The sequence below is a fragment of the Thermanaerothrix solaris genome, from assembly GCF_032334255.1.
In the GTDB taxonomy this organism is placed as follows: Bacteria; Chloroflexota; Anaerolineae; order Anaerolineales; family Anaerolineaceae; genus Thermanaerothrix; species Thermanaerothrix solaris.
Genome location: NZ_JAUHMF010000002.1, coordinates 647,295 through 661,245 on the forward strand (window position 1 = coordinate 647,295; position 13,951 = coordinate 661,245).

Below are 13,951 nucleotides of genomic sequence, written 5' to 3' on the forward strand. Positions count from 1 at the left end.
GCCCCCGTTAGCGGGCACGCCAATCGCCGTGTTGTGGATGGCTGTTGGTCGAGTGGGCTGTGGAGACACAGCCAATCAGGGTGGTACCGCGGGCTGAAACCCCGTCCCTGGCCGGGACGGGATTTTTTATTTTGTGGAGGTTGCACGATGGGTGAAATTCCCGAAATTCAAGAGTTAGAGGTCTTGCAGGCAAAAGCACTGGAAGATTTGCGGAATGTCGCAGACGAAGTCGCTTTGCAGGCCTGGCGGGTTGCCTACTTGGGACGCAATGCGCCGTTGATGCAGATTTTTTCGCGCTTGGGGCAACTACCCAAAGATGTGCGCCCTCAAGTAGGTCAGCGCGCCAACCAGGTCAAACAAGCCCTGGAAGCCGCGTTCGAAGAGCGTCAGGCGGCTTTGCGCGCTGAAGCCCTGCGTCGGGCCTTGGAAAGCGAGCGACTGGATGTCACCCTGCCTGGGCGCCGTCCTGAATTGGGCGGTTTGCACCCCACTACCCGCACCTTGCGGCGCATTGTGCACATCTTTGCCGAGATGGGTTTTCAGGTCTATCGCAGCCGCGAGGTTGAGAGCGATGCCTACAATTTTGAACTGCTGAATATGCCGGCACACCACCCGGCGCGGGATTTATGGGACACGTTTTATACCACGACCCCCGGTGTGTTGTTGCGTACTCATACCTCCCCGGGGCAGATTCACGTCATGCGCGAGCGTGCGCCGGAGCCCATTCGGGTCATCTTGCCGGGTATGTGCTACCGCTATGAGCAAATCAGCGCTCGCTCGGAGATCCAGTTTAACCAGGTGGAAGTGTTAGCAGTCGGGCACAATATCACCTTCAGTGATCTGAAAGGCACACTGAACACCTTTGCCCGCCGCCTCTTTGGCGAACAGGCCCGTACTCGCTTGCGTCCTTCCTACTTCCCTTTCACCGAACCCAGTGCAGAGATGGACGTGGAGTGTTTTGTCTGCGGCGGCAAGGGCTGTACGGTGTGCAAAGGTTCCGGCTGGTTGGAGATCTTGGGCTGTGGTATGGTGCATCCGACCGTTTTGCGCAACGGTGGTTACGATCCCGAGGAATTCAGCGGTTTTGCGGCTGGTATGGGGGTGGAGCGAATCACCATGCTGCTCCATCGCATTGAAGATATCCGCTACTTCTGGGCGAACGATGTCCGTTTTCTGAGTCAATTCTAGGCCAAGACGCGTTGAACACATGGAGGTAAGATGAAGGTACCGCTTTCATGGTTGAAGGAATTTGTGGATATTGATCTTCCCTTGCCCGAACTGGCCTACCGCCTGACCATGGCGGGGCTGGAAGTAGAGGAAATTCGCCTGGTGGGCCTACCGATGCCCGAAGGGAGCCACGAGTTTAAGATCGAAGGCCTTTCCTGGGATCCCGAAAAAATTGTGGTGGCGCAGATTGAAGAGGTTATGCCCCACCCCAACGCGGATCGGTTGGTTCTATGCCGTCTCTATGATGGGCGCGAGACCTTGACCGTACTGACCGGTGCGCCCAACTTGTTCCCCTACAAAGGACAAGGGCCGCTCCCCAAGCCGCTTAAAGTGGCCTATGCCCGTGAAGGGGCGCGCCTTTACGATGGACACCAGCCGGGCTTTGTCCTGACCACGCTCAAGCGCACCAAAATTCGCGGTGTTGAGTCTTTCTCTATGGTGTGTTCGGAGAAGGAATTAGGCATTTCGGAAGAACACGAGGGAATCATCGTTCTGGATGACGACGCCCCGGTTGGTGTGCCGCTGGTGGATTACATGGGCGATGCAGTGCTGGAAATCGCCATCCTGCCCAATATGATCCGTGCAGCCAGTATCCTGGGGGTGGCACGTGAGTTGGCGGCGTTAACGGGAAAGCCGCTCCGCCAGCCCGCCTTACCTCCTTTCGAGACCGGTGCTCCCATTGACGGGCGCGCGGCCATTGAGATTACCGACCCGGACTTAAATCCGCGTTTTGTATTGGGCCTGATCGAAGGAGTAACCCCGCGCCCCAGTCCGTATTGGGTGCAACGCCGGTTGCGCCTGGCCGGGATGCGCCCGATCAACAGCGTGGTGGATGCGACCAACTACGTCATGTTAATGCTGGGCGAACCGTTGCATGCCTTCGATTATGACGTGCTTAAGGTGCGTGCTGGCGGTCAATCCCCAACGATTATCACCCGGGCAGCGCGCGAGGGTGAGCGTCTGACGACGTTGGATGGGGTAGAACGCGAATTAGAACCCTTTATGATTCTGGTCACTGATACCGCCGGCCCACTCTCCTTGGCTGGCATTATGGGCGGCTTGGAGAGCGAGGTCACCGAAAGCACGCGTAACGTATTGCTTGAAGGCGCGACCTGGAACCCGATAAACGTCCGCCGCACCGCTTCCACGTTGCGTATTAACTCCGAGGCAGGCTATCGCTTTGCACGCGGGGTGCACCCGGCGTTAGCGCCGCAAGCGGTGCAGGTGTGCCTGGCTTATATGGCGGCCTGGAGCGGCGGAAAGGTGGCTGAAGGTTTGATTGACGCCTATCCCAAGCCCCATGTGGATCCGGAGATCCGGCTGAGTGAGGGCGAGGTGCGACGTTGGTTAGGGATCCCGCTCTCCGCTGCAGCGGTTGCGGATCTTTTACAGCGTCTGGAGTTCACCTGCCGTTTGGAAGGGGACACGATCATCGCCAAAGTGCCCCCGCACCGCTTGGATATTAGCGAAGGGGTCATCGGTAAGGCGGATTTGATCGAGGAGATTGCCCGCCTTTACGGATACGATCGCTTGCCGGAGACATTACCCGCCGATCCCCTACCGCGGCAGCGCAACCAGCCCTTGCTGGATGCCGAGGAAGCCCTGCGAGATGTGTTGGTCGGGTTGGGATTGCAAGAGGTCGTAACCTACCGTTTGACCTCGCCGGAGCGCGAAGCGCGCTGGCTGGCGCCAGCGGAAGGCGACTATACACCACCGGAGTACGTCCGCCTTACCAATCCGATTGCACCGGAACGCAGTGTGATGCGTCGGAGTTTGCTGGCCGGGGTGTTAGAAATCGCTGAACGTAATGCCCGCCTGACCGATCGCCTGGCGTTTTTTGAAATTGGGCCGATCTTCCTGCCTCAGGAAGGGCAGGATTTACCCGCCGAACCGATGCGCCTGGCCATCGTAATGAGCGGAATGCGTCACCTGCCGGCCTGGGATCGTGCGGAGCCCCCTATGGCGGATTTCTTTGATCTCAAGGGGATTCTTGAAGCCCTGGCTGAAGCGTTGCACCTGCCTCAATGGCGGGTGGAACCAGGACAGCAACCCAACCTGCATCCAGGTAAATGTGCCCGCCTCTTTAGTGGCGATCAGGAACTGGGCTATTTGGGCGAGGTGCATCCGTTGGTCAAGGAACGCTATGACTTTGGCCCGGCGCCGGTGCTGGTGGCCGAATTAGATGCGCAGGCGTTGCTGGCCCTGGTACCGCAGCGCTTTGAGGTGAACGCGGTGCCGGTTTATCCGCCGGTGATCGAGGACATCGCCGTGGTGGTTGACGAGAGCATACCGGCGGCTCAGGTCGAGGCGGTGATCCGCCAGGGTGGCGGTAAATGGTTGACGCGGGTGCAGTTGTTCGATGTCTTCCGGGGTGAGCAAATTGGGGCCGGGAAGAAGAGCCTGGCGTATAATTTGACCTATCAGGCGCCGGATCACACCCTCACTGATGCTGAAGCCGCGCAAATTCGGCAAAAGATTATCCGCCGCCTGGAGCAAACTCTGGGTGCGCGTTTGCGCAGTTAGCGGAGGCCTATGACTCAACCCAAATGGCTGGAATGGGCACAGCGCCTGCAGGCGCTGGCCCAATCTGGCCTGGCTTATACCCCTAATCCTTACGACGCCGAGCGCTATCGTGCCCTGCAAGCGATAGCGGCTGAGATCATCGCTGCCCATAGTGATGTAGGCGCCGATGTCGTTGCCGAGGTGCTGATGCGCGAAGCCGGCTATGCCACCCCTAAAGTGGATATCCGCGGGGTGGTTTTTGATGCCCAGGGACGGTTACTTCTGGTCAAGGAACGTGTGGATGGGGGGTGGACCTTGCCCGGCGGGTGGGTAGATGTAGGGGAGCCTCCCAGCCAGGCGGTTGAACGTGAGGTGTGGGAGGAATCGGGCTACCGCGTGCGCGCGATCAAATTATTAGCGTTATATGATCGCAACTTTCACGGCCATCCACCTTATCTCTTCCACCTCTATAAGATTTTCATGCGGTGTGAGTTGCTGGGAGGTGAACCCCAAACCAGTCTGGAGACGGATGGCGTGGGATTTTTTACCGCAGATGCCATCCCGCCGCTCTCGCTGGCGCGCACAACCCCGGACGAGATTCAGCGCATGTTTGAGCATTATCGCCATCCCGAATGGCCTGCTGACTTCGATTGAGACATGCAACTGCTTGGTCGTTTGAAACGCGGGATCATCCTAGGGCTGCTGTGGCTATTCGTGGCTTGCCAGGTGGCACCGCGATCCGAGATGACCCCAGACTTGTCTCCTTCATCTACCCCAACCCAACCTGCTATACCGACACCCGAACAACCCACCGAAACTCCGCCCTGGTCTGCCGAGTCCCTACGAGGGGTTGCCATTAACCTCTGGCATCCCTGGGTAGGGGCTGTCGGTAACACCCTCAATGATTTGACCGCCCAGTTCAACCGCGAGAATCCCTGGGGAATTGAAGTGAAGGTCACCTCGGCGGGCAGCAGTATGGTACTGGCCGATTGGGTGGAGCAAGGGCACCCTGATGGCTTAGTAGCTCAGGGCGTAGTGGCGCCACCGGCAACCCTGCTGACCTGGCACGTGCGCGATGGACGCATGCGCCCGCTCAACGATTGGCTGAATGACGGTGAGTGGGGTTTGAGCGAAGCGCGCCGGGCCGAGATTCCGCTGGTTTTCTGGCAAAGTGATCAGGTGGATGGCTGGCAAATTGGCTTGCCGGTGCTGCGCAGCGCCACGGTGCTTTTCTACAACCTGACCTGGGCGGCAGAATTGGGCTTTCGCGCCCCACCCCAAACCCTAGAGGAATGGCGTACCCAGGTCTGCGCGGCGGCAGCGGCTAATCGCCGCGATGCCGACCGTACCAACGATGGCACCGGCGGTTGGCTGGTGGCAACCGATCCGCTGACCGCCCTGGCTTGGTTACGCGCGTTTGGCCTGCGGGAGGAATTTGACCCAACCGGTGGGGGGTGGCATTTCAACCAGCCGGATGCGCTGGAGGCTTGGACTTTTTTACGTGATTTGGTGGATGAGGGATGTGCCTGGGTGGGACGCGAACCCACGCCTTACGATTACTTTGCCCAACGGCGGGCACTCTTTTACAGCGGGCAGGTTCTGGATCTGATGGCTCAACGTGAGGCGATGCAGCGCAATCGTAGCCAGGATGTGTGGACGGTGCGCCCATATCCGGGAAAAAGCAAGCCCTTAGTACTGGTGAGCGGTCTTTCCTATGGTGTCTTGCGCAGTACGCCCGCGCAAGAACTGGCGACCTGGTTGTTCATCCGTTGGCTGCAAGAGCCCGAGCCGCAGGCTGCGCTGGTGCGCGCCAGCGGGGCTTACCCGATGGGGCCATCAACGCTGGCGCGCCTTGAGGACTATCGTGCTGGAAATCCTCAATGGGGGGAAGCACTGACCTTTATTCCCATTGCCCAAATTCCGCCGAATGTACCGACCTGGCGGCAGGCACAATGGGTAGTGCAGGATGCCTTTGCGCAGGCCTTGCAGGGCACCACCCCGCGCACGGCCTTGCCGGATATCCTGGCCGAACTGGATGTAACCTTGGCGGACGTGGCCGGGGGGTGGTGAAGTTGGAATACAATAGATCATCCCGCTAAAACTCAATCTCCTCTTGTGGGTCTGCTTTAATGATCGGCGTGGTTAACCGCCATCAGATTGAATGATCCAGTGCTGAACTCCGAACTCGATTGTCTTGTCACATGAGTTTGTTGCGGCGCTGTCAATAGAATAGGAATTTTTGTGTTGGTCTCAAAATTGGTCGTCGGGTTATAACCGCTACTACCACGGGCAGTTGAATGAGTATGGCTGCTAAATGCGCTGGTTTTTTGCTAGTAAAGCAAAAAACCATCATTTTGGATATACTCTTTCCGAACCTGGTCGCCTCCTTGGGTTTACAGGGGCAAATTGGAGATATAAGTGGGGTATCGTAGAAACTCACCAATTGGGTAATGTCTTTGTGGAGCATTATTGCCCCGATGTGGCATGGAAGATCTTTTGGAGTAAATCCAGAACGGCATTATCCTTTGCTAAAGGAGTTGCAGAAATCAACCAAGCAGGGGAGATGCACAGCAGAGAAAATCCCAGTATAAAAATCAAAAGTGATATCCATTTTTTCCAAACACTGGTCGCTGTGAGGTACTCCGCCAGACCAATCCACGCCATGAAACCCAGCACGGGTACCAGAAGCCAATTTTGTTTTGTGAAGATCCAAATAAGTCCTAAAGCTGTTAAGAGCGTCATCACCGCCCACTTTCCGGCAGAAAATCGTAACGGTTTTGCAAGTGTATCCTTAACTTGCGCGGTTCGGTTGTCGAGCGCAGGGGCCTTGCTGGCTTCTTTAGGCAGTGTTTTGTCAGTGGCGCTACTCCATCCCATTTGGGTTAATTTGATGACCGCTTCGGTTCGAGAGGTTACGGCCAGCTTGGAATATATGGAACTCAAGTGGGCTTCAATGGTACGATTTGAGACACCCAGGGTGTGGGCAATTTCTTTGTTGCTTTTTCCCTGGAGCAGTAAGGCCAAGACTTCAATTTCGCGGTTGCTAAACATTGGATCAGGATATTGTTCCATGAGCTCTTGTTATGCCCGGACCACAGTGCTTAATGTCAATACATGGTTTAAGTTTACCTCCTCTTAGATATCTGGTGATGGCTGTTTTGGCAACGTGGGTGTGGAATGCATTACTAACTGTTGCGTTATCAAGACAGTTTTTTCGGAAAACCCTTAACAAACAACAACTCTTAGTCCATTTCTAGCACGCGTATAAGTGACCAAAAGTCGGGGGCTGGCGAAGGCAATTTCATGCATTATTGGCCAAGCCATTGTCTGGTTTGGATCAGTTTTTCTAGAAGGATGCGAAGATTGTCCGAAGGCATCTCATGAGAAGCCGTCATCAATAGAGCTGGTGATAGGCAAAGTCCAGAGAGGCTGAAGATGAGGATCAGCAAGGAAAGCCCTTTTGCCCACCCGCGTTTAGTTGTTAGATACATGGCTAGACTCGACCATACCAAGACTCCAAAGATAACGACCAACGGCCATGGTTGCTTGGATATCAAGAACACTATGCCGAATGTTATTAGTAACGTGAGTGTTACTCCAATCCAAGCAAATGATGGTTGCTGAAGTAGGGAGAAAAATGACTTCTTTACCATCCTGCGTTTCCCCAATAGGAACCATCTGAGAAAACATACTGATCCACCCAGGGGTAAAAATTCCATACACAGCCCATTCCGGGTGCAATCTCGCAAAATGAACCTTGAGTCCAGGCACGATATAGGGCTTGACCCTTCCCGCCTGACTCGGTGTTTCCAATGTTCCCGTTAAACTGATATATGGGGAAATTAACCGTGCCCCAACGCGTGTGTGACAGGCTGGTGATCTTTTGACCATCATAACACCAGCTAATCTCTTGAGCATAAGTGGCCACCTTGATTTGTAGAGAATTGTAAATATCAATGCCCTTGGTGAATATTTTGCATCCACCAGCAGAAATCGTGTAAATGTCTTTAGGCGGCTGGCTCTCTGAGACGCTCTCAAACGGGATGGCAATGTAATAGGTGCCCTGGGGTGATCGCTTCCAGTTATGGGTGTTTGCCTCCAGTCCGTTTGCGTTGGCAGTCACCAGGTTTAGAGATAACAATAACGCTAAAACCATCAACAGAAAAACGAGACGTCTTATCATAATTTTTTACCTCCATATTGGTTTTCTGGATCTTCCTTTTCAATGAGTATGGTAAAACCAGCGATGGAGAATTTTCAATTGTGGATTTCCGAATCTAAGATTATGTTTTGATCTATCGCAGTGAATAGTTATGCGTCTCTACCTCAAGAATTTGGATGAGAGGACTACTCCCATTATCCTGCCCTTGTTGTTGTCAGATCAGCTGGGCCGACTGGAGTCTGGTCATCTCAGTTTAACCCACTCAAATGACTCTACAATCTGATCAGCAACGGTCTGAAGCTTGGGCGGTATGGCACGCTGAACGGTATCTAGGGAATCCAAGCTAATGGTGAAGATCATATCGCCTCCACGGGTTTCACAAGCCCAGTTATAGAGCACCGTGGTGACCTCGCTTTGGTAGACCAATACTTGGCGAGGAATGATCTTGCCCAAAAAGTTAATATAGCCCTGGTCCAGCATCTCACCCTCGCCGATCCCGGTACGTGTGATCGAGGCCTCCGTTTCATAAGTGAACTTAAACCCGATATGGAGTTCAAGCTCCGGTATCGTGGGACTGGCAAGAGCTACGAAATGAGCATCCTCAACGCTGATATTCCAATCGGGTGGAAAGGAAAAGGCGAAGCTGTATTTAGGGTAGATGTAGCGATTCCAACCAGCATAGCGGCCCGAGGTCACCCGTTCAACCTGGCCCAGGATGGGGGTCGGGGTTGATGATGGGGTAACCGTTTCAGTTGGGGGTGGTTTGATATCAAAGGTTGTTTCGGGAATGGGGGTAGAAGGTAAAGCTGCTGGGGCCAAAGTTGGAGAGGGTGGCAGGAGCTTCGCTGGTGATGCCGCCGGAGACGGCAAGGGATTAAGTGGATTGACACCCCGTGATCAGAGCCGCCCCGAGCAGAAGCACGATTGAAAGAAGTTGGGGTTTCATCTTTATATCTCCGTTTGCAACTCTAACGCTTTGCAAAATTCAGGGTTGAGGATACTTTCTACAGGAAAATATATCCGTTAAACGTGGTGACAAGGAATAGCGCAGGTACGATAACAGAGCGCACAACAGGCCATTTCAGCGAGGTTGATGTAGTCTCTACCGAAGCTATTATCCCTAATAAAGTGACACGCCGTGGGTTGGTTGTGGTTTTATCCCACCAGGCATTATTTTCGCCCGGATTTTGGCAAGAGGTCATTGCCTATCCTAAGCCGGGTGACAGGAACTTGCCCTACTATATCCGCACATCTCGACGAGGGAGAGAGGAAACCCATCAGATATGTTCAGGTGGTACATATTGATGCGAGTCAAACGGAACCTAATATCTGTTTTCAGATGAGGCCCGCGATTACCGAGATCACCCGTTGCCACTAACGGTTCAAGCCGAAACCGGCGTTTGTGTCTCTCCGCTAAACCACTCCCAGGCTTCGCGGATGGCGTCCTCTACGGTATGGTGTGGGGTGTAGCCCAGGTACGCCTGGGCTTTAGCGTGCGTGTAGTAAAAGTAATATCCGGCCAATGCCAGGGTGCTTGCATCTACCGGCAGGTTCAGATAGGCCTCGAGCAGGGATAGCGGTCGGCTGAGAGCGCGCACCAGCCCCGCCGGCCATTCCGGGCCCGGCCCAGGTACCCCGCACACCGCGGCGATCTTTTCTGCCAAGGCGCTCAGGGTGAGGTTTTCGCCACCCAGAATGTAGCGTTCACCGCATTGTCCCCGTTCCAGGGTCAGTAGATGCCCTTGCACCACGTCCTCGATGTGCACGGCGTTCAGCCCACCAGCGGTGATGAACGGCAGGCGCCGCTTCGCCACCTGGACGACGATCGAGCGCGTCCGCCGGTAGTGATCGCCTGCCCCAATGACCAGGGTGGGGTTGACGATTACCGCATCCAACCCCAATGCCACCGCCCGCTGCACTTCCAGTTCAGCCAGGTATTTGGCATATGCGTAGGGCCACCGTTCCGGGGGGTAATTCCAGGTGTGGGTTTCATCCATGATATAGGGGACGTTGATGTCGCCGGGCAGGGGAGGGATGCCCAACGCAACCGCGGAACTGGTATGGACTACTCGCTGTACCCCGGCGCGCAATGCTGCGGTGAGCAAGGCGCGAGTGCCTTCTACGGTTACGGCATAATGCTGAGCCGGGGTAGCCCGCTCACCTAGAAGAGCGGCGGCATGAAAAACAACGTCTACCCCTTCTAATGCCGTTTCCAGCGTCTCAGGCCGTGTCAGGTCACCCAGCGCGTGTTCAACCGGCAAATCGGTCAGAGCCCGCAAGGAACTGGTGGGGCGGTGGAAAGCGCGCACGCGGTGCCCCTGTGCGATAAGGGCGCGGCAGAGATGACCGCCTATAAACCCACTGGCACCAGTGACCAGGATCAACATACCTCAGTCCACCCACTCCACCAGGGTGGCTTCACCCTGACCAACTCCCACGCACAGGGTCGCCAGGCCGTAGAATGGACGGGGCATCTGCGGCGCGCGGCGACGCATTTCGTGGATCAAGGTGGTCAGGATGCGCGCGCCCGAGCATCCCAGTGGGTGGCCCAAGGCAATTGCACCCCCATTGACATTGACAATGTCTTCGTTTAATCCCAATTCACGGATCACGGCTAGGGTTTGCACGGCGAAGGCTTCATTGATCTCGATCAAGCCGATTTGTTCCAGGCTTAACCCGGCCCGGGCCAAGACCTTACGTGTGGCCGGAATTGGTCCCAATCCCATCAGCCGTGGCACAACGCCGGCGGCGGCGCTGGCAAGGATGCGCACCAGCGGGCGCAATCCCAAAGCACGGGCACGCTCCTCGCTCATAACCAGCAAGGCGGCGGCGCCGTCGTTCATCCCGGAGGAATTGCCGGCGGTCACCGTCCCGCCGGGACGGAAGGCCGGTTTTAGCCGTGCTAGCGCCTCCAGCGAGGTGTCGCGACGCGGACGTTCATCCGAGGTGACGAAAATTGGCTCGCCTTTGGGTTGTGGCACGGGCACCGGGATGATTTCTTCGGCAAAACGTCCCGAATCCATGGCGGCGATGGCACGCTGGTGACTGCGCAGGGCGAAGCGATCCTGGTCCTCGCGGGTGATTCCGGTCATCTCGGCGATGTTTTCTGCCGTTTCGCCCATAGACTCGATACCGTACATCTCGATCATACGGGGGTGGGGATAGCGCCACCCCAGCGCGGTATCCCACGCCGTCAGGTTGCCGTAGGGAAAGGGTTTTTCGGCCTTAGGGATGGAATAAGGGGCACGGGACATGCTTTCAACGCCACCGGCGATAAACACCTCACCTTCGCCCACACGGATGGAACGCGCCGCCATGTTAACGGCGGTCAGGCCAGAGGCGCACAGGCGGTTAAAGGTCACTCCCGCTACCTCGACCGGCAGGCCGGCCAGGAGTGCTGCCATGCGGGCGACGTTGCGGTTATCTTCCCCAGCCTGATTGGCACAGCCAAAATAGACCTCTTCGATCATGGTGGGGTCGAGGTGGTTGCGGTTAACCAAGGTGCGAATGACTAGCGCGGCCAGATCATCTGGACGCACGGCAGCCAGGGCGCCCCCCAGGTTGCCGATGGGGGTGCGAATCGCATCCACGATGACAGGAACAGGCATAGAGTAATCCTCCGCAGGGCGTTGATCTAAATCAGGGTGATTTTTATGGAAGGTTGAGACGCACCATGATCAGGGCCAGAATGCTGCCATCGGCAGCGCTCAGGTCGGCAATCTCTAAATAGTATAAACCGCCAGGCAGATTTTGGAGGTCCAGCGTGGCCTCGAATGTGCCTGGTGCACCTGGATCAGGCGCTTCGACCATGAGCGGTCCGACCAACAGGGTGGTGCCCTGAGCGGTGGTGAGGCGATAGCGCAGGGTGTTTTCAAACGGCGCAATGCTTACCCGACCACGCAAGCGGAGGGTCTTTGTGCTCAGGGTCGAGTTATCGGTGGGTTCCTCCAAATCAATTCGCCGTTCTTGACCGCCCGGCGTTTGCGAGGTGGCACGAATCAGCATCAGGTTGTTGTTCACCAGGCGAAGGTCACGGGTCACCGGTTGGGTCGGACAGCAGCCGGGGTCATTCGGGCCGTGAATCGTGGCTGCCAGATGAACAACCTCTTCCTGAATGGTTAACGAATTGAGAATGGGGCGGTCATCAATAAAGTACGAAGCCACATGACGCGGCAAGCCATTTTCATTCAGAAGCGCAACCAGGTTGACAAAAACGCCGGTTCCACCGTAGTTCTCGGCGATGGTAGCCACAGCATCTCCCAGGCCGTCGCCGTTCAGGTCGCCAAATGCCATCATCTCACCCAGGCGCACCGACCAAAAATCAGGCTGCGTTGGATCATTGCCGGATTGATAAGTGCCATCGCTTAGGCGGATGGTGCGCAGGTTGCCACCGAAATCGAGCAGTAGATATTCGGCGTTTAGCACATCGGTGGCGCTCAGAGGGGCATAAGTAGGGGTAGAGGTTGGAGTGGGGGTGGAAGGTAACGGCGTGGGCGTGGGTGGGATGACCTGTGGCAGGCAGGCGGTCGTACCAATAACCCAACCTACGAGTAGCAGACGGCGCAAGAAGGTCATGGTAATTCCTTTTTAGATTTAGATTAATTCCACATCATGCGCGCCAGATTCGGCTTTCCCGGCAGGGGTGATGCGGATGAATTCGGCGCGTTCCCATAATTCGGGCAGGTTATGCGCACCGACATAACTCATCCCGGAGCGCAATCCGCCTACAATCTGATGCAAGATGTCCTTGACCTTGCCGCGGTAAGGGACCAGCGCTTCTACACCTTCTGGGACGACTTCACTCCATTCTTCTTCTTCCAGGTCATCGTCGCGGCGTTCTAGGCGGCGGCGTTCCACATTGGCGGTGAGTGAAGCCATGCCACGCACCACCTTGTAGCGGCGTCCCTGGCGCACGACTTCAGGGCCTGGGCTCTCTTCGGTGCCAGCGAGCATGTTGCCCAACATCACCGCACTGGCACCTGCGGCCAGGGCCTTGGTCACATCCCCGGAGGTGCGCATGCCGCCGTCGGCGATGATCGGAACATTCAGGCGTCGGCCTTCAGCAGCGCACTCCGCGATGGCGGTCAGTTGTGGCACGCCGCACCCGGTCACAATACGGGTCGTGCAGATTGAGCCTGCGCCGACTCCGACCTTCACCGCATCCGCACCGGCCTTGACCAGATCGCGCACACCTTCAGAGGTAGCGACATTGCCGGCAATAAGGGGAATAGCGGGAAATTTCTGTTTCAGCGCACGAACCATACGCAGGGCATTTTCAGAATGGCCGTGCGCAATATCCAGCACCAAAATATCCGCCCCGGCCTCCACACAGGCAGCGGCGCGGTCAATCTCTTCCGGTTTTACCCCGATGGCCACCCCCACCCGTAGCCGCCCCAAGGCGTCTTTGGTGGCATGAGGGTGCTGTTGAATTTTGACGATATCCTGGACCGTGATCAGGCCGGCCAGACGATTCTCGCCATCCACCAGGGGAAGTTTTTCAATGCGGTGAGTATATAGTTTTTCTCGCGCCGCTTCCAGCGATTCGTTCTCGCTGGCGACGATCAGGCGCTCGCGTGGGGTCATGACGGTGCTGACCGGCGCATTGGCGTCGGGGGCAAGCAAGACATCGCGTGTGGTTACCAGGCCTAAAAGATGGTGAGTGTCATCCACGACGACCAAGCCGCCAATTTCTTCCTCGGCCATGATGCGACGAGCTTCGGCGACCGTGGCAGAGGGGAGGATGGTCAGTGGGGTAAGCACCACCATGCTCTCGGCGCGCTTGACTTTGCGCACCATTTCAACCATGCGTTCAATGCTCATAAAGCGGTGCAACACCCCCAAACCGCCCTCTTGCGCCATCGCGATGGCCATATTGGACTCGGTGACCGTATCCATATTGGCGGATAGAATGGGGATGTGGAGGCGGATCCCTGGCGCCAGCCAGGTGCTGGTGTCCACATCTTTGCGGCTGCGAATATCGGAATACTTGGGCACCAACAGAACGTCATCGAAGGTTAAACCGGGATCAGGCCGCAGATTCATACGTTCCTCACAAGCATT

11 protein-coding genes and 1 other annotated feature (1 of these 12 running past the window's edge) are annotated in these 13,951 nt (G+C 56.4%); of the genes, 4 read left to right on the plus strand and 7 right to left on the minus strand.

The window, feature by feature from the left end; all coding sequences use genetic code 11:
• Nucleotides 1–112, plus strand: a binding site (T-box leader) (it extends 171 nt beyond the left edge of the window).
• A gap of 44 nt (nt 113–156) precedes the next feature.
• The 4 genes from QYE77_RS11225 to QYE77_RS11240 are packed head-to-tail and all read left to right on the plus strand — an operon-like array spanning nt 157 to nt 5,799.
• On the plus strand, nt 157–1,188 hold the full coding sequence (locus QYE77_RS11225; RefSeq protein ID WP_399390593.1) for a phenylalanine--tRNA ligase subunit alpha: 1,032 nt from the start codon (nt 157–159) through the stop codon (nt 1,186–1,188).
• Nucleotides 1,189–1,218: 30 nt separating this feature from the next.
• Nucleotides 1,219–3,750 carry a phenylalanine--tRNA ligase subunit beta gene (gene pheT, locus QYE77_RS11230; protein WP_315625496.1) on the plus strand — a complete coding sequence of 844 codons (2,532 nt, stop codon included), beginning with the start codon at nt 1,219–1,221 and terminating at the stop codon, nt 3,748–3,750.
• Nucleotides 3,751–3,759: 9 nt separating this feature from the next.
• Entirely contained in the window at nt 3,760–4,383 is a 624-nt protein-coding gene (locus QYE77_RS11235; protein ID WP_315625497.1) for an NUDIX hydrolase, read from the plus strand.
• Between the two features lie 3 nt (nt 4,384–4,386).
• Entirely contained in the window at nt 4,387–5,799 is a 1,413-nt protein-coding gene (locus QYE77_RS11240) for an extracellular solute-binding protein (protein WP_315625498.1), read from the plus strand.
• A 396-nt stretch (nt 5,800–6,195) separates the two neighbouring features.
• Here QYE77_RS11240 and QYE77_RS11245 read toward each other — a convergent pair whose 3' ends face one another.
• From QYE77_RS11245 to guaB, 7 genes are all read right to left on the minus strand, one after another.
• Nucleotides 6,196–6,801 (minus strand): response regulator transcription factor, encoded by a 606-nt coding sequence (locus QYE77_RS11245; RefSeq protein ID WP_315625499.1) that lies wholly within the window; start codon nt 6,799–6,801, stop codon nt 6,196–6,198.
• A 574-nt stretch (nt 6,802–7,375) separates the two neighbouring features.
• Nucleotides 7,376–7,912 carry a hypothetical protein gene (locus QYE77_RS11250; RefSeq protein ID WP_315625500.1) on the minus strand — a complete coding sequence of 179 codons (537 nt, stop codon included), beginning with the start codon at nt 7,910–7,912 and terminating at the stop codon, nt 7,376–7,378.
• A gap of 222 nt (nt 7,913–8,134) precedes the next feature.
• Nucleotides 8,135–8,710, minus strand: coding sequence for a hypothetical protein (locus tag QYE77_RS11255; RefSeq protein ID WP_315625501.1), 576 nt, complete (start codon nt 8,708–8,710; stop codon nt 8,135–8,137).
• Nucleotides 8,711–9,273: 563 nt separating this feature from the next.
• Nucleotides 9,274–10,278 (minus strand): NAD-dependent epimerase/dehydratase family protein, encoded by a 1,005-nt coding sequence (locus QYE77_RS11260; RefSeq protein WP_315625502.1) that lies wholly within the window; start codon nt 10,276–10,278, stop codon nt 9,274–9,276.
• 3 nt (nt 10,279–10,281) lie between these two features.
• Nucleotides 10,282–11,499, minus strand: coding sequence for a thiolase family protein (locus QYE77_RS11265; RefSeq protein WP_315625503.1), 1,218 nt, complete (start codon nt 11,497–11,499; stop codon nt 10,282–10,284).
• Nucleotides 11,500–11,542: 43 nt separating this feature from the next.
• The gene (locus QYE77_RS11270) at nt 11,543–12,466 is read right to left on the minus strand and encodes a Gmad2 immunoglobulin-like domain-containing protein (RefSeq protein ID WP_315625504.1); all 924 of its coding nucleotides are present in this window, start codon (nt 12,464–12,466) and stop codon (nt 11,543–11,545) included.
• Nucleotides 12,467–12,484: 18 nt separating this feature from the next.
• Entirely contained in the window at nt 12,485–13,933 is a 1,449-nt protein-coding gene (gene guaB, locus QYE77_RS11275; RefSeq protein ID WP_315625505.1) for an IMP dehydrogenase, read from the minus strand.
• Between the last annotated feature and the right edge of the window lie 18 nt (nt 13,934–13,951).